This window comes from Shimwellia blattae DSM 4481 = NBRC 105725 (genome assembly GCF_000262305.1).
Lineage (GTDB): Bacteria > Pseudomonadota > Gammaproteobacteria > Enterobacterales > Enterobacteriaceae > Shimwellia > Shimwellia blattae.
The window spans coordinates 229,521-245,896 of record NC_017910.1 but is presented as its reverse complement, the minus strand read 5'-3'; the positions used below and the strand labels follow the sequence as shown (position 1 = coordinate 245,896).

General features: G+C 58.3%; 10 protein-coding genes. 3 read left to right on the top strand and 7 right to left on the bottom strand.

Features of this window, described 5'->3' with window-relative positions; translation table 11 throughout:
• The first annotated feature begins 51 nt into the window (after positions 1-51).
• Positions 52-627 (top strand): Fe-S biogenesis protein NfuA, encoded by a 576-nt coding sequence (nfuA, locus tag EBL_RS01035; RefSeq protein WP_002440536.1) that lies wholly within the window; start codon positions 52-54, stop codon positions 625-627.
• Between the two features lie 48 nt (positions 628-675).
• On the opposite strand, the gene malQ is transcribed toward nfuA, so the two are convergent.
• Both malQ and malP read right to left on the bottom strand, forming a co-directional pair.
• Positions 676-2,796: a 4-alpha-glucanotransferase gene (malQ, locus tag EBL_RS01030; RefSeq protein ID WP_002440537.1), complete on the bottom strand. Its 2,121-nt coding sequence runs from the start codon at positions 2,794-2,796 to the stop codon at positions 676-678.
• A gap of 10 nt (positions 2,797-2,806) precedes the next feature.
• A complete protein-coding gene (gene malP / locus EBL_RS01025) occupies positions 2,807-5,209 on the bottom strand; it encodes a maltodextrin phosphorylase (protein WP_002440539.1) in 2,403 nt (800 codons plus the stop codon).
• 598 nt (positions 5,210-5,807) lie between these two features.
• On the opposite strand from malP, the gene malT reads away from it, so the two are divergent.
• Positions 5,808-8,513: an HTH-type transcriptional regulator MalT gene (malT, locus tag EBL_RS01020; protein WP_002440541.1), complete on the top strand. Its 2,706-nt coding sequence runs from the start codon at positions 5,808-5,810 to the stop codon at positions 8,511-8,513.
• Between the two features lie 80 nt (positions 8,514-8,593).
• Here malT and EBL_RS01015 read toward each other — a convergent pair whose 3' ends face one another.
• The 3 genes from EBL_RS01015 to glpE all read right to left on the bottom strand — a co-directional run bounded on the left by EBL_RS01015 (position 8,594) and on the right by glpE (position 10,612).
• Positions 8,594-9,352: a DeoR/GlpR family transcriptional regulator gene (locus EBL_RS01015; RefSeq protein ID WP_002440543.1), complete on the bottom strand. Its 759-nt coding sequence runs from the start codon at positions 9,350-9,352 to the stop codon at positions 8,594-8,596.
• Positions 9,353-9,375: 23 nt separating this feature from the next.
• Positions 9,376-10,209 carry a rhomboid family intramembrane serine protease GlpG gene (gene glpG / locus EBL_RS01010; RefSeq protein WP_002440545.1) on the bottom strand — a complete coding sequence of 278 codons (834 nt, stop codon included), beginning with the start codon at positions 10,207-10,209 and terminating at the stop codon, positions 9,376-9,378.
• A gap of 76 nt (positions 10,210-10,285) precedes the next feature.
• Positions 10,286-10,612, bottom strand: a complete 327-nt coding sequence (gene glpE, locus EBL_RS01005; protein WP_002440547.1) for a thiosulfate sulfurtransferase GlpE — start codon at positions 10,610-10,612, stop codon at positions 10,286-10,288.
• A 228-nt stretch (positions 10,613-10,840) separates the two neighbouring features.
• On the opposite strand from glpE, the gene glpD reads away from it, so the two are divergent.
• The gene (glpD, locus tag EBL_RS01000) at positions 10,841-12,349 is read left to right on the top strand and encodes a glycerol-3-phosphate dehydrogenase (protein WP_014715729.1); all 1,509 of its coding nucleotides are present in this window, start codon (positions 10,841-10,843) and stop codon (positions 12,347-12,349) included.
• 59 nt (positions 12,350-12,408) lie between these two features.
• Here glpD and glgP read toward each other — a convergent pair whose 3' ends face one another.
• Both glgP and glgA read right to left on the bottom strand, forming a co-directional pair.
• Positions 12,409-14,856, bottom strand: coding sequence for a glycogen phosphorylase (gene glgP / locus EBL_RS00995; protein WP_002440550.1), 2,448 nt, complete (start codon positions 14,854-14,856; stop codon positions 12,409-12,411).
• 20 nt (positions 14,857-14,876) lie between these two features.
• Positions 14,877-16,310 carry a glycogen synthase GlgA gene (gene glgA / locus EBL_RS00990; RefSeq protein ID WP_002440551.1) on the bottom strand — a complete coding sequence of 478 codons (1,434 nt, stop codon included), beginning with the start codon at positions 16,308-16,310 and terminating at the stop codon, positions 14,877-14,879.
• Positions 16,311-16,376: the final 66 nt, after the last annotated feature.

Below are 16,376 nucleotides of genomic sequence, written 5' to 3'. Positions count from 1 at the left end.
CTGATGGGCGTATTATAACCAACTGAAATAGTCAACTATTAGGCCAAAGCTATGATCCGTATTTCCGATGCCGCCCAGGCACACTTTGCCAAACTGCTGGCAAATCAGGAAGAAGGGACGCAAATCCGCGTATTTGTCATTAATCCTGGTACCCCGAATGCGGAGTGTGGTGTTTCTTATTGCCCGCCTGATGCGGTAGAAGCCACTGACACCGCCCTGAAATTCGACCTGCTGACTGCCTATGTGGATGAGCTCAGCGCCCCGTTTCTGGAAGACGCTGAAATCGACTTTGTGACCGATCAGCTCGGCTCCCAGCTGACCCTGAAAGCCCCTAACGCCAAAATGCGTAAAGTGGCGGACGATGCGCCGCTTATCGAGCGCGTTGAATATATGCTGCAGGCTGAAGTTAACCCGCAGCTGGCCGGCCACGGCGGGCGCGTCTCCCTGATGGAGATAACCGAAGACGGCTTCGCCATTCTGCAGTTCGGCGGCGGCTGTAACGGCTGCTCAATGGTGGATTACACCCTGAAAGAAGGGATCGAGAAACAGCTGCTGGCAGCGTTCCCGGAACTCAAAGGGGTGAAAGATTTGACCGAGCACCAGCGCGGCGAGCACTCCTACTACTGATCCCCGGGCCTGTAAAAACAAACGCCCGCACTGCGGGCGTTTTGATTATCAGGACGCTTTCGCCCGGCGGGCGGGTTTTGCCACCCTCAGTGGCTTCTGCCGCCGGTGCTTATCAAGATCTTTTAGCAGCCGGTTCACCTGCGGGCTGTCAAACATCGCCTCCAGGCTGTGGGTCAGTTTGCGCCGCCAGTTCGGGTACTGATCGCTGGTGCCGGGCACATTGACCGGTTGCGACATATCCAGCCAGTCTTCCGGCTGTAGCCCCAGTAGCGCACTGTTGCTGTCGGCAATATAGCGCTGTAGCCCCCGGTTCAGGGCTGGCGTCATCTTCATGCGCGCGGCCAGACGCCCGGTTTTTTGCGGCACACACTGATACTGATGCAGGCTGTCCAGCAGCGACTGCTTCGCCCGGGCGCGATCCTGGTACAACCCCGCCAGCACGTCCGCATCCGGGTAGAGCCCGAGAGACTGCCCGAGCGCCAGGTCACCGCACTCCCAGTAGCCCCGCACCGTCGGCATATCATGAGTTGAGGCCACCGCCATCGCCTGGGCGGTGAAATCCTCCGGTGCCCGGAAGTGCCCTTTGCCATCCTGCTCAAACCACAGCACCTTGTAGGAGTAGATCCCAAAATCGCGCAGTTTGGCGACTATCTCCTGTGGCACGGTTCCCAGATCTTCGCCGATCACCATGCACTGGTGGCGCTGGCTCTCAAGGGCGAGGATCGCCAGCAGGTCATCTACCGGGTAGTGGACATAGGCGCCTTTATCCGCCGTTTCCCCGTAGGGGATCCACCACAGGCGCAGCAGCGACATAACATGGTCAATGCGCAGGGCGCCGCAGTGGGTCATATTAGCGCGCAGCAGCTCAACAAATGGCTCGTAGCCGCGCTGGGCCATAATATGCGGATCCATTGGCGGCAATCCCCAGTTCTGGCCCAGGGGGCCGAGGATATCCGGTGGTGCCCCGACAGACGCCTTCAGGCAGTACAGCTCTTTGTCTCGCCAGGTTTCCGCCCCCCCCTGCGCCACGCCGACCGCCAGGTCCCGGTAGAGCCCCACCGGCATACCGTGCCGCTGGCAGCTCTCCCAGCAGGCGGAAAACTGCCGCCAGGCAATCCACTGTAGCCACATGTAAAATTCCACCTGCTCCCGGTGCTGCACACAAAACGCCGCCACTGCCGGGCTGTCTGCATCCTGGTATTCCCGGGGCCATACCGGCCAGCCCCAGCGGGTGGTGTCCTGCTGCATCTGCCAGGCGTGGAGCGCATCAAAGGCCGCCTGGTAAAACAGGCTCTCTCCCTCCCGGGCGATAAACCCGCGAAATTCCGCCATCAGGGCATCGTCACCGCCCCTGGTTAAAAACTGCTGCCAGGCCATGGAGAGGGCCGTCAGCTTCAGCGCGGTGACCGCGCTGTAGTCCACCCAGTGGGCGTTCCGGGCCGCCTGTAACTGCTGGCGGGTTTCCGGGCTTTCCCACCACTGCTGTGCCCGGGTGCTGAGAGAGAAATCCTCAACGGCCTCCACATCAATATAAATAATATTCATCCAGCGCCGGGATGAGGGGCTGTACGGGCTGGCGCTTTCCGGGGTGGCCGGGTAGAGCGCATGGATCGGGTTCAGTCCAATAAATGCCCCGCCCCGGGCCGCCATTTCTGTCACCATCTGGCGCAGATCGCCAAAATCCCCTACCCCCCAGTTACGGGCAGAGCGCAGGGTATACAGCTGCACACAGGCGCCCCACAGTTTGTGGCCCTCACGCAGTGCCTGCGGCTCATAACAGCGCGCCGGTGCCACAATCAGCCAGCAGTTCCAGCGCGCCTCGTCACGCACCAGCGTCAGCGTGTGGTAGCCCGTGGCAATCCCGGCGGGCAAAGTCAGCATACTGCCTGCGCTAACCTGCCCGCGGTACTGGTCGCCCTGTTCGGTGGTCAGCATCCAGCGGTATTCCCCGTGGCCTGCCACCGCCAGCGCGAGTTTTTTCGCCTGAACCAGGACCTTCACCTGGGGTACAGGCCCGGCCTCCGTTGCCGGGCGTGGGGTATGGTTCATGGCCTCCAGCAAACGCTGCCGGGTCTGCGCCGGAATAGCCTGGGTTTTACCGTGGGCGTTGATATAGTCTGCTGCAATCCCCGCAGCAAGGGCGGCTTTATCAAGACGCTTGCTTTCCATGGTCGCTTCCTTAACGTGGTGCCTGCCAGATACGCTGCTGATAGTCACGAATAGAGCGGTCAGAGCTGAACATACCGCAGCGGGCGGTATTGAGGATCGCCGCCCGGGTCCAGGCGTCCTGATCGCGGTACAGGGCATCGGCCTGGCGCTGGGCCTCAACATAGGCGGTGAAGTCCGCCAGCACCAGATAAGGGTCCCCACCCTCTTTGCCCAGGCTGTGGAGCATCAGATCAAACATATGCTTGTCGCCACCGCTGTAGAGGCCTTTTTCCAGCTCTTTCAGTACCGCATCCAGGGTTTTGTCTTTTTTCCGCCACGCCAGTGGGGAGTAGCCCGCCGCTTTCAGCGCTTTTACCTGCTCCACCGTATGACCGAAAATAAAGATATTCTCCTGGCCGACTTTTTCAGCTATCTCTACGTTGGCGCCGTCCAGCGTGCCCACGGTCAGCGCACCATTGAGCGCCAGCTTCATATTGCCGGTGCCGGAGGCTTCTTTACCGGCGGTGGAGATCTGCTCAGAAATATCGGCCGCCGGGATCAGCATCTCTGCGGCGGAAACGCAGTAATCCGGCAGGAACACCACCTTCAGGCGATCGCCTACCAGCGGGTCGTTGTTGATCTTCTCCGCCACGTTATTGATCGCATGGATAATATTTTTTGCCAGATAGTAGCCCGGTGCCGCTTTCGCCCCGAACAGGAACACCCGCGGCACGCAATCCAGGTGCGGGTTCTCACGGATCTCTTTATAGCGCGCGAGGATATGCAGCAAGTTGAGATGCTGGCGTTTATATTCATGCAGGCGCTTTATCTGCACGTCGAACAGCGCTTCCGGGTTAATGGTAATGCCGGTGTGCGCCTGAATATAGGCCGCCAGGCGCTCTTTATTGTGCCGCTTAATGGCCCGGTATTCGGCGCAAAATGCCGCGTCATCAACACAGGCTTCCAGCCCGGACAGGGCATCAAGATCGTTTGCCCACTCCCGGTTCAGGCTTTTATCCAGCAGGGCGGAAAGGGCCGGGTTGCACTGTTTTATCCAGCGGCGCGGGGTGATGCCGTTGGTCACATTATGGAATTTATTCGGCCACAGCTGGTGGTATTCCGGGAACAGATCTTTAACGACCAGTTCAGAATGCAGCGCCGCCACCCCGTTGACCGCAAAACCGCTCACCACGCACAGGTTTGCCATCCGCACCTGGCCTTCGTGTACCACGGCGAGCTTCGCCCACAGGGCTTTGTTGCCCGGCCAGGTTTTGTCCACCTGCTTTTTAAAGCGCCGGTTGATCTCTTTGATCAGCTGAATATGGCGCGGCAGCAGGGTGCGAATCAGGCGCTCGTCCCAGCACTCCAGCGCTTCCGGCATCAGAGTGTGGTTGGTGTAGGCGAAGGTGCGGCTGGTGATAGCCCAGGCATCATCCCAGCTCATCTGGTGCTCATCGAGCAATACGCGCAGTAACTCCGGAATAGCGATAGTCGGGTGGGTATCGTTCAGCTGGATAACTTCATAATCCGGCAGCGTCGCCAGTTTGCGGCCCGCCTGATGGTGGCGGCGCAGAATATCGGCAATGGAGCAGGCGCACTGGAAATACTGCTGCATCAGGCGCAGTTTTTTACCGGCCTGGTGGTTGTCATTCGGGTACAGCACTTTGGTCAGCTTCGCCGCGTCAATGCCCTGCTGCTCGGCCTTCAGGAACTGGCCGTCGTTAAACAGCGTTAAATCAAAGGGGTGGGCATGGCTCGCCTGCCACAGGCGCAGCGGCTGGGACACCCCGTTGCGGTAGCCAATCACCGGTAAGTCGCAGGCCTGGCCATGAATCATAAAGGCCGGTTCCCAGCGGATCTGGCTGCCGTTTTTCAGCACCTTACCGCCAATGCCTACCTGCACATCCAGCGCGCGGTTATGGCGAAACCACGGGTAGTTGTCCCGGGACCAGTCGTCCGGCGCTTCGATTTGTTTGCCATCACTGAAGGACTGGCGGAACAGCCCGTACTGGTAGTTCAGCCCGTAGCCCGTGGCCGCCTGGCCCACTGTCGCCATGGAGTCCAGGAAGCACGCAGCCAGACGCCCCAGCCCGCCGTTACCCAGTGCCGGGTCTCGCTCTTCTTCCAGTAAATCACTCAGGTTGATGTTGTAGCCCTGCAACACCTCGCGAACGCCGTCATACCAGCCCAGATTCAGCAGGTTGTTGCCGGTTAAGCGGCCAATCAGAAACTCCATGGAGATATAGTTCACATGGCGCTGGTTTGATTCACTGGCCGGTGCGGGCCGGGCGGCCAGATTTTCGGCCAGCGCACCGCTGACAGCATGCCACCACTGTTGCGGTGTCATCTCGTCTGCTGCATGAAGACCGATAGCTTGCCACTGACGGGTCAGTGAAGCCTGAAACTGTGCTTTATCAAATATAGGCTGAGACATAAGTAATCGGTTCCTGTGATAACTGAAACATTTTCCATTAGTGTGCCGGGTGCCTGGGGGGACTTCCTCATCCTGTCAGGGATTAGATGGGGAGGAGGAGCAGGTAGTAGGAGAAAATGTGATCCCAGGCACTACTACTCTGACATAAATAGCGCAGCACGCAGCCTGAGACAGATAAAACAGCACATAATTATGTATTCCCCCCCGGTGGAGAAATAAAACCCCGCCGGTTGCGGGCTATTTTTTCGGGCTCACCGGGGGGAGTCATAACAGGCAAAAATAATGAGCCGGAGTACGGGAAATACCAATACCTGCCCGCAATAACAGCGCCGGATATTACCGGTAATACATGGCGTAATTATCTGATACTCATATAGTTTCATCAGGGCGCGACACACTACCAGGCCGCGCCGCGCCTGGTGCGCGACGGGTTATCCCCTCACCGGGTAAAATTCTAAAATGTGACAAAGTGCAACTTTGGATAGTTTAAATTCAACGCTTACTTGCATAAACCCGCGAGATACCGGACTTTACCCTTAGCATTAATTACGAAGCGCAAAAAAAAATATTTTCCCCCTTCACAGTGAAGCGACTACCTATGTTGATACCGTCGAAATTAAGTCGGCCAGCACGTCCGGGAAACACTGTGGTCCGCAATCGTCTGCTGGAAAAACTGTCCGCTGCCGGTAACTACCGGCTGGCGCTGCTCACCAGCCCGGCAGGCTATGGCAAAACCACTCTGGTTTCTCAGTGGGCAGCGGAAAAGGACTTTCTTGGCTGGTACTCTCTGGATGAGAGCGATAACCAGCCCGAAAAATTTGCCACCTACCTGATTGCCGCCATACAGCAGGCGACCGGTAACCACTGCACCAGCAGTGAGCTTATGGCACAAAAGCGCCAGTATGCGAGTTTGTCGTCACTGTTTTCCCAGTTGTTTATTGAGCTTGAGCAGTGGCAAAAGCCCCTCTATCTGGTGATTGATGACTACCACCTGATAACCAACCCGGCCATCCATGACGCGATGCGTTTTTTCCTGCGCCACCAGCCGGAATACGTGACGCTGGTTATCCTGTCGCGCAATTTACCCCAGCTGGGGATTGCGAACCTGCGCGTGCGCGAGCAGCTTCTGGAGATAGGCAGCCAGCAGCTGGCCTTTACCCACCACGAAGCGCAGCAGTTCTTTGATGACCGGCTGGTAACCCCGATGGATCCCAGTGAAAGCGGCCAGCTGTGTGACGATGTGGCAGGCTGGGCAACCGCCCTGCAGTTGATTGCCCTGGCCGCCCGCCAGAATCGCCACACACCGCACCACTCTGCGCGGCGCCTGTCCGGCATCAATGCCGGGCACCTTAATGACTACCTGGTGGATGAAGTGCTCGACAAGGTAGACAGCGCCACCCGCCAGTTCCTGCTCAAAAGCGCCCTGCTCAGCTCCATGAATGATGCGCTGATTGTCCGGGTCACCGGGGAAGAGAACGGCCAGATGCGCCTTGAAGATCTGGAGCGCCAGGGTTTGTTCCTGCAACGAATGGACGGCAGCGGAGAGTGGTTCCGCTACCACCCGCTGTTTGGTAACTTTTTACGCCAGCGCTGCCAGTGGGAGCTGGCAGGGGAGCTTGCGGATATTCACCGGGCCGCAGCGGAAAGCTGGCTTACCCAGGGCTTCCCCGGTGAGGCCATCCACCACGCAATGGCGGCGGGCGATACCGCCATGCTGCGCGATATCCTGCTGCATCACTCCTGGCTTTTGTTTAATAACAGCGAGCTGCCGCTGCTGGAAGACTCCATTAAAGCCCTGCCCTGGGAGACGCTGCTGGAGCAGCCCAAACTGCTGCTGCTCCAGGCCTGGCTGATGCAAAGCCAGCACCGCTATGGTGAGGTCAACACCCTGCTGGCCCGGGCCGAGCAGGAGATGAAAACCCCGCCGGATGCGACTCTGCGGGCCGAATTTAACGCGCTGCGCGCCCAGGTTGCGATTAACCACGGCGAGCAGGAAGAGGCCGAACGCCTGGCAACGCAGGCGCTGGAAGCGCTGCCGGTCGCAAGTTTCCACAGCCGGATTGTCGCCACCTCCGTTCAGGGGGAGGTGCTGCACTGCAAAGGGGAGCTCAGTGAAGCCCTGGCGGTGATGCAGCAGGCAGAGCAGATGGCGCGCCATAACGATGTCTGGCATTACGCCCTGTGGAGCCTGATTCAGCAAAGCGAAATTCTGATTGCCCAGGGGTTTTTGCAGGCCGCCTGGGAGACCCAGGAGAGCGCCTTCCGGCTGGTCCAGGAGCACCACCTTGAGCAGTTACCGCTGCATGAGTTTCTGCTGCGTATTCGCGCCCAGTTACTCTGGGCCTGGTCACGCCTGGATGAGTCCGAAGCCTGCGCCCGTCAGGGGATCGAGGTGTTAGCCGGTTTTCAGCCCCGCCAGCAGCTCCAGTGTCTGGCGCTCATTATTCAGTGTGCGCTGGCCAGAGGGCAGCTGGACAATGCCCGCAGCCATCTTAACCGTCTGGAAAACCTGCTCGGCAGCGGCCCCTGGCACAGCGACTGGATAACCAACGCAGATAAAGTCCGGGTGATTTACTGGCAGATGACCGGGGACAAAAGTGCCGCCGCTAACTGGCTGCGCCTGACCCCCCGGCCAGACAGCGCCGACAACCACTTTTTGCAGGGCCAGTGGCGCAATATCGCCAGGGCGCAAATTCTGCTGGGGGAGTATGAACCGGCAGAGATTATCCTTGAGGAGCTTAACGAAAACGCCCGCCGCCTGCAGTTACGCAGCGATCTCAACCGCAATATGCTGCTGCTTAACCAGCTGTACTGGCAGGCTGGCCGTAAGAGCGAAGCCCAGCGGCTGCTGATTGACGCGCTGGATCTGGCTAACCGTACCGGGTTTATCAGCCACTTTGTGATTGAGGGCGAGGCCATGGCCCAGCAGTTGCGCCAGTTACTGCAGCTCAATACGCTACCGGAGATAGACCAGCACCGCGCCCAGCGTATCCTGCGCGAGATTAACCAGCACCACCGCCACAAGTTTGCCCACTTTGATGAAGGGTTCGTGGCCCGGCTGCTCAGTCACCCGCAAGTCCCGGAGCTTATCCGCACCAGCCCGCTGACCCAGCGGGAGTGGCAGGTGCTGGGGCTTATCTACTCCGGCTACAGCAATGAACAAATCGCCGGGGAGCTGGATGTGGCGGCCACCACCATCAAAACCCATATTCGTAATCTGTATCAGAAACTGGGGGTGGCCCACCGTCAGGATGCGGTGCAGCATGCCCAGCATCTGCTGAAGATGATGGGGTACGGGGTCTGACCCACACCGGGTAAAAAAAGAGGGGAAACGCACGTTTCCCCTCCTGTTCACTCACCGCACCAGCCGCCGGCTGGTGTCACTCAGCACAGCTCAAGCTGGACCTTGTTATCCGTAATCACCTTCATAATACCCGCCGGGGGCACCTGGTCGGTGTATACCGCATCCACCATGCCAATGCTGCCCATATTGACCATGGCGTTACGGCCAAATTTAGAGTTATCGACCACCAGCATCACATGGCGGGAATTCTCAATGATCGCGCGCTTGGTGCGCACTTCGTGATAGTCGAACTCCAGTAATGAGCCGTCGGTATCCACGCCGCTTATCCCGAGGATGCCGAAATCGAGCCGGAACTGTGAGATAAAATCGAGCGTCGCTTCACCAATAATCCCGCCGTCGCGGCTGCGCAGCTCGCCACCGGCCAGGATTATCCGGAAATCGTCTTTGACCATCAGGGTCGTGGCCACATTGAGGTTGTTGGTCACAATACGCAGATTGTTGTGATCCAGCAGGGCGTGGGCCACCGCTTCCGGTGTGGTCCCGATATCAATAAACAGGGTGGCGCCATCCGGAATGGCCATCGCCACCCGGCGCGCGATCCGCGCTTTTTGCTCCGTCTGGGTGGCCTTACGGTCATGCCAGGAGGTGTTCACCGAGCTGGAAGGCAGCGCCGCACCACCGTGGTGGCGCATAATGATGTTCTGATCGGCCAGATCGTTCAGATCCCGGCGAATGGTTTGTGGGCTGACGGAAAAATGCGCCACCAGCTCCTCGGTGCTGACATATCCCTGTTTTTTGACGAGGTCAATAATCGCATCATGCCGTTGTGTTTGCTTCACCGGATGGTTCTCCGTAATCGTTATTATGTTCGTTTTCGCACATGCAGGGTATCGGCAAAGGCCATCGCCAGCCCCACCGCCAGGCCACTGGCGTGGGCGGCATTGGCTATCGACAGGCCAAACAGATCAAACCAGCCCGCAATAAGCCAGACAATGGCAAACGCCATCAGACCGCGCGGCATATGAATGCCGCACTCAGGGTCACGCTCGCCACGCAGCCAGCAATAGCCCATCAGGGCGTAGACCACGCCGGAGAGCCCGCCAAACCAGGCACCGCTGAATTTATGCTGTACGTAGCCACTGAGTAGTGCGGATATGACGGTTATGACAAACAATTTGCCGCTGCCAAGGCGCTTTTCCAGCGGCCCCCCCAGATACCACCACCATAACAGGTTGAAGGTGATATGCAGCACTGAAAAGTGCAGTAGCGCGTGGCTGAAGTAGCGCCACAGCTCGAAGCGCACAGAGTCATCCCAGGGCCAGGCCAGCCACAGCATCATCTGCTGGTTGCCAACCCACTGCATCAGCAGCCAGACCACAATACAGACCGCCATAATCAGCAAGGTAAACGGGCCCGCTTTATTGCGCAGGGTGGCCAGGAAGGGGTAGCGACGATACTGCAGCCCGCTGCCGGTGTGGCCGGTTTGCCAGCTGGCCGCCATATAGCGCGGATCGTGAGGGTTCGCCATAAAGCGCGCCAGCTCCTCACGGGTCCGCTCCTGTGCGCTGGTGTCCGCCAGCCAGATATCACAACGTGGCCCCGCATGCCGGATGGTCAGTGTAATGCCCTGGGTAGCCATATAATCCACGAACGCCTGCGCCATACGCGGATTATCAAAAGAGGTAATCATCAACATGATGGAACGGATCCCTTATTCCCGAAAAGGGTCACAGTATATCTGCTCCGGCGGCGGCTGCCGACTGTCTGTCGCGCTATTCGCCTCTGGCGATTTCGGCGGGGAAGTGGCGATGCCAGGCATCAAAGCCCCCATCCACACTGTAGACCTGCTCATATCCCTGCTGTAGCAAATACTGGGCCGCCCCTTTGCTGCTGTTACCGTGGTAGCACATCACCAGCACCGGCGTGTCGAAATCCGTTTGTTGTATAAAACGCCCGAGGGTGTCGTTGGTCAGGTGCCAGGCACCGGTGGCGTGGCCCAGCGCGTAGCTTTGCGGATCGCGGATATCCACCAGTACGGCCTGCCCGTGCTGCAGTTTCTGGTAAGCCTGCTCAATATCAATACATTCAAACTGTTCCATCACGTCACTCATCTTATTCAGTCAGGGTTTTGTGGTCCGGCGCCCGCCACCACCAGGCAGGACAGGCGCGAAGGCCACAGCAGTGTACGTTGCCCGGGTAGCACAATACCAGAATGTTATGCATATCACGCGCAAATGTTTTTTTACTGTTATCGCAAACGCATTTTTAGTGCTATTATGCTCGATATCGAACATTTTAGAGCTTTAACGAAAATGCGTGAGGGCAAGATGAATATCAAAGATCTGATTGTGATTGGCGGCGGTATAAATGGTGCAGGTATTGCCACCGATGCAGCCGGTCGCGGATTATCCGTTGTCCTGCTGGAGGCAAACGACCTGGCGTGCGCGACCTCCTCAGCCAGCTCTAAACTGATCCACGGGGGGCTGCGCTACCTGGAGCACTATGAGTTTCGCCTGGTGCGCGAAGCCCTGGCCGAGCGCGAAGTGCTGCTGAATATGGCGCCTCATCTGGCCTTCCCGATGCGCTTTCGCCTGCCGCACCAGCCCCATTTACGCCCCGCATGGATGATCCGTACCGGGCTGTTTTTATACGACCATCTGGGCAAGCGCACCCGCTTGCCGGGCTCCTGCGGGTTGCGCTTTGGCGCGGATTCCGTCCTTAAACCTGCGCTGACGCGCGGATTCGAATACTCCGACTGCTGGGTAGACGATGCCAGACTGGTACTGGCTAACGCCCAGATGGTGCGCCAGCTGGGCGGTGAGGTGCTGACCCGCACCCGCGCCGTCTCTGCCCGCCGGGAAAATGGCCTGTGGGTTGTGGAGACCCAGGCCCGCGACAGCGGCGAGCGCCAGATTCACCACGCGCGGGCGCTGGTTAACGCCACCGGCCCCTGGGTGAAGACATTCTTTGATGAAGAACTCGCGCTGCCCTCCCCTTACGGGATCCGCCTGATCAAGGGCAGCCATATTGTGGTGCCGCGGGTACATAACCAGAAGCAGGCCTATATTCTGCAAAACGAAGATAAGCGGATCGTGTTTGTGATCCCGTGGATGGATGAGTTCTCCATTATCGGCACCACCGATGTTGAATACCACGGGGACCCGCGCCAGGTGGCGATTGATGAATCGGAAATCAGCTACCTGCTGAAGGTGTATAACGACCATTTTAAAAAGCAGCTCAGCCGCCAGGATATTGTCTGGACCTATTCCGGCGTGCGCCCGCTGTGCGACGACGAATCAGACTCGCCCCAGGCGGTCACCCGCGACTACACCCTGGATATCCACGACAAGGACGGCAAAGCGCCGCTGCTGTCGGTATTTGGCGGTAAGCTCACCACCTACCGGAAACTGGGCGAGCACGCGCTGGAGAAACTGAAACCCTGGTTCCCGCAAATGGGCCCGGCCTGGACCAGAGAAGCCCGGTTACCCGGTGGCGATTTCCAGGGAGACAGGGACGATTACGCCGCCACCCTGCGCCGTAAGTATCCGTTCCTCAGCGAGTCTCAGGCCCGGCACTACGCCCGGACCTACGGCTCACTGACAGAAAAAATGCTCGCGGGAGCCCGGAGCAACAGCGATCTGGGGGAACATTTTGGCCACGACTTCTATGAGGCGGAGCTGCGCTACCTGGTCACCGATGAGTGGGTACATGATCTGGACGACGCCATCTGGCGGCGCACCCGGCTGGGTATGTGGCTGAATGACGCGCAGAAACAGCGCATCGCCGAATGGCTGGCCGGAAACCGGGATAAACCGTCCCTATCGCTGGCCTCCTGAGCGGCGCGCAGATAAAAAAACCGGCCTGAGAGGCCGGTTTTTTATTGTGTTGCGGGGCGTTACAGGCGCACTGGCTTAATGTGCCAGATCTCGTCCGCATACTCCTGAATGGTACGATCAGAAGAGAAATACCCCATATTGGCAATGTTGTACATTGCCCGGCGGGTCCACTCTTCTTTGTCCAGATACAGGTTATCCACCGCGTCCTGGCAGTCCACATAACTGCGGTAGTCCGCCAGCACCTGGTAGTGATCGCCAAAGTTAATCAGCGAATCCACCAGATCCCGGTAGCGGCCAGGATCACCCGGGCTGTACACCCCGGAGCCAATCTGGGTCAGTACCCGGTGCAGCTCCGCATCTTTTTCGTAGTATTCCCGCGGGTTGTAGCCGTTGCGCCGCAGCGCTTCAACCTGCTCCGCCGTATTCCCGAAGATGAAGATGTTTTCCTCACCCACCCGCTCGCCGATCTCAACGTTAGCGCCGTCCAGCGTGCCGATAGTCAGAGCGCCGTTAAGGGCGAACTTCATATTACTGGTGCCGGAGGCCTCCGTACCGGCCAGAGAGATCTGTTCCGACAAATCCGCCGCCGGAATGATTATCTGGGCCAGGCTGACGCTGTAGTTCGGGATAAACACCACTTTCAGCTTATCCTTCACTGCCGGATCGGTGTTGATCACCCCGGCTACGTCGTTGATCAGGTGAATAATGTGCTTGGCCATGTAATAGGCCGAGGCGGCCTTACCGGCAAAAATATTGACCCGCGGCACCCAGTCCGCGTTAGGGTCATCTTTGATCCGGTTGTAGCGGGTTATCACGTGCAGCACGTTCATCAGCTGGCGTTTGTACTCGTGAATGCGCTTGATCTGCACATCAAACAGCGCGTGGGGATCCACTTTGACATCCAGCTGCTGATCAATAAAGTTCGCCAGGCGACGTTTGTTTTCCAGCTTCGCCTGCTGGACCGCGTAGTTCACCTTGGGATCTTTAATGTGGCTGGTCAGCCCGCTGAGCAGGCCAAGATCCGTGCGCCAGTTGCGGCCCACGTTTTTATCCAGCACTTCAGACAGAGGCGGGTTCGCCAGCGCCAGCCAGCGGCGTGGTGTCACCCCGTTGGTTTTATTACAAAAACGCATCGGGAAGACGGTGGCAAAATCCGCAAACAGCGACTGCACCATCAGGTTAGAGTGCAGCTCAGAAACGCCGTTCACTTTGTGGCTGCCCACCACCGCAAGCCAGGCCATCCGCACCCGGCGGCCATTGGACTCATCAATGATCGAGGTGCGGCTCAGTAACCCGGTATCGTTCGGGTACTGCTCCTGAATCGTTTTCAGGAAGTAGTCGTTAATCTCGAAGATTATCTGCAAATGGCGCGGCAGGATCTTGCCCAGCATGTCGACCGGCCAGGTCTCCAGCGCTTCGCTCATCAGCGTGTGGTTGGTGTAAGAGAACACCTGGCAGGTCACCTCAAAGGCCTCTTCCCAGCTAAAGCGGTGCTCATCCATCAGCAGGCGCATCAGTTCAGGGATCGCCAGCACCGGGTGGGTGTCGTTAAGGTGAATCGCTATCTTATCCGCCAGGTTGTCATAGGTTTTATGCAACATATAGTGGCGGTTGAGAATATCCTGCACCGTGGCGGAGACCAGGAAATACTCCTGGCGCAGGCGCAGTTCGCGACCAGAGTAGGTAGAGTCGTCCGGATACAGCACCCGGGACACGTTCTCTGAGACGTTTTTATCTTCCACTGCCGCGAAGTAGTCCCCCTGGTTAAACTTACCAAGGTTGATTTCGCTGCTCGCCTGGGCGCTCCACAGGCGCAGCGTGTTTGCCGCGTCCGTGTCGTAGCCGGGGATAATCTGATCATAGGCCACCGCGAGGATCTCCTCGGTATCCAGCCAGCGGGCGTTTTTACCCTCCTGCTGGATACGCCCGCCAAAGCGGATACGGTAGCGGGTATTGTGGCGCTCAAACTCCCAGGGGTTGCCGTACTCCAGCCAGTAGTCCGGGGACTCTCTCTGGCTGCCATCTACGATGTTCTGCTTGAACATGCCGTAATCGTAGCGAATGCCGTACCCGCGCCCCGGCAGCCCAAGAGTTGCCAGAGAGTCAAGGAAGCAGGCCGCCAGGCGGCCCAGACCACCGTTACCGAGGCCCGGATCGTTCTCTTCGTCGATCAGCTCTTCAAGATCCAGCCCCATCTCAGACAGGGCGGCCTGGATATCATTATAAATACCCAGTGATAACAGCGAGTTGGATAGTGTCCGGCCAATCAGGAACTCCATCGACAGGTAATAGACCTGGCGATCTTCCTGGGACATTTGCGCACGGGTAGAGCGCAGCCAGCGCTCGACCATACGATCCCGCACGGCAAACAGTGTGGCGTTCAGCCAGTCGTGCTTGTTGGCAATGGCAGGATCTTTACCAATAGTAAACATCAGCTTATAGGCAATAGAGTGCTTCAGAGCCTCAACGCTGAGTGTCGGGGATGCATAACTGAAAGGTGCATTCATAAACAGTGATTCCTGGATAGTTACATCAAGCGTTGATAAAGATCGCGGTAAGACTGCGCCGCGACTTGCCAGCTAAAATCCATTGCCATCGCCTGGCGCTGTACAAAGCGCCACAGAGAGGGACGGGACCACAGAACGAAAGCCCGCCGGATCGCCCGTAATAGCGACCAGGCATTGCTGTCCTCAAACACAAAACCACTGGCAATACCGTCAGCCAGATTCTCCAGCGAGCAATCTGATACCGTATCTGCCAGGCCACCGGTGCGCCGCACCAGCGGCAGCGTGCCATATTTCAGGCCGTACAGCTGGGTCAGCCCACAGGGCTCAAAGCGGCTGGGCACCAGAATCACATCCGCGCCACCCATAATGCGGTGGGAGAACGCCTCATGATAGCCAATCTGTACCCCAACCTGCCCGGGGTGCTCTGCCGCCGCCGCCAGGAAGCCTTCCTGCAGAACAGGATCACCGGCACCCAGCAGCGCAAGCTGCCCGCCCTGCTCCAGCAGGCCGGGTAACGCCTCCAGCACCAGATCCAGCCCTTTCTGGCTGGTCAGGCGGCTGACCACCGCAAACAGCGGTGCTTTGTCATCAATATTCAGCCCCATCGCCACCTGTAGCTGGCGCTTGTTTTGCGCCTTCAGCTCAATGGTGTCGCGGGTGTAGCGGGCTGTCAGCTGCGGATCGGTAGCCGGATCCCAGATACGCTCATCCACGCCATTCAGAATGCCGGAAAGCCGCCCCTGACGGTGGCGCTCCTGCAGCAGCCCTTCCATGCCACAGGCAAACTGCGGCTCGGTAATCTCCCGCGCGTAGGTCGGGCTCACGGCGGTAATATGGTCTGCGTAATACAGCCCCGCCTTGAGGAAGGAAATCTGCCCGTTAAACTCCAGGCCATGCATATTGTAGAACGACCAGGGCAGGTCGATTTCCGGCATATGGTGGGCGTAAAACAGCCCCTGATACGCCAGATTATGTACTGTAAAGACGGATTTTGCCGGGCGCCCCCGGGCCGCGAGGTAGGCCGGTGCCAGGCCCGCATGCCAGTCATGGGCATGCACCACATCCGGGTGCCAGAACGGATCAAGCCCGCAGGCCATTTCGCACCCAACCCAGCCAAGCAGCGCAAAACGCAGCACGTTATCGGTGTAGGCAAACTGGTTGGTATCGTGATAGGGGCTGCCGGGGCGGTCGTAGAGGTGTGGCGCGTCAATCAGGTAGATGCCAACCCCGTTAAAATGGCCGAATAACAGTGATATGGGGCCTGCGAAGGTATTTCTTTTGGTCACCAGCTGGGCGTCGGTAACGCCTTTGCGGATATCCGGAAAAGCGGGCAACAGCACCCGGGCATCGGTTCCGTCAGCAATTTGTGCGGCAGGCAGAGCACCGATGACATCCGCAAGGCCACCGGTTTTTAATAATGGAAAAATTTCAGAACAGACATGTAAGACCTGCATCGTCGCTCCCGTCCTCAGATAGTGATGCGGCAGGCGCCGCATCAAAACACAGTGTTCTACAGTGGG

Bases quoted from the DNA above. Each gene is read 5' to 3' on its own strand.
- nfuA (WP_002440536.1), top strand. From the start codon at position 52: ATGATCCGTATTTCCGATGCCGCCCAGGCACACTTTGCCAAACTGCTG.
- malQ (WP_002440537.1), bottom strand. From the start codon at position 2,796: ATGGAAAGCAAGCGTCTTGATAAAGCCGCCCTTGCTGCGGGGATTGCA.
- malP (WP_002440539.1), bottom strand. From the start codon at position 5,209: ATGTCTCAGCCTATATTTGATAAAGCACAGTTTCAGGCTTCACTGACC.
- malT (WP_002440541.1), top strand. From the start codon at position 5,808: ATGTTGATACCGTCGAAATTAAGTCGGCCAGCACGTCCGGGAAACACT.
- glpG (WP_002440545.1), bottom strand. From the start codon at position 10,209: ATGTTGATGATTACCTCTTTTGATAATCCGCGTATGGCGCAGGCGTTC.
- glpE (WP_002440547.1), bottom strand. From the start codon at position 10,612: ATGGAACAGTTTGAATGTATTGATATTGAGCAGGCTTACCAGAAACTG.
- glpD (WP_014715729.1), top strand. From the start codon at position 10,841: ATGAATATCAAAGATCTGATTGTGATTGGCGGCGGTATAAATGGTGCA.
- glgP (WP_002440550.1), bottom strand. From the start codon at position 14,856: ATGAATGCACCTTTCAGTTATGCATCCCCGACACTCAGCGTTGAGGCT.
- glgA (WP_002440551.1), bottom strand. From the start codon at position 16,310: ATGCAGGTCTTACATGTCTGTTCTGAAATTTTTCCATTATTAAAAACC.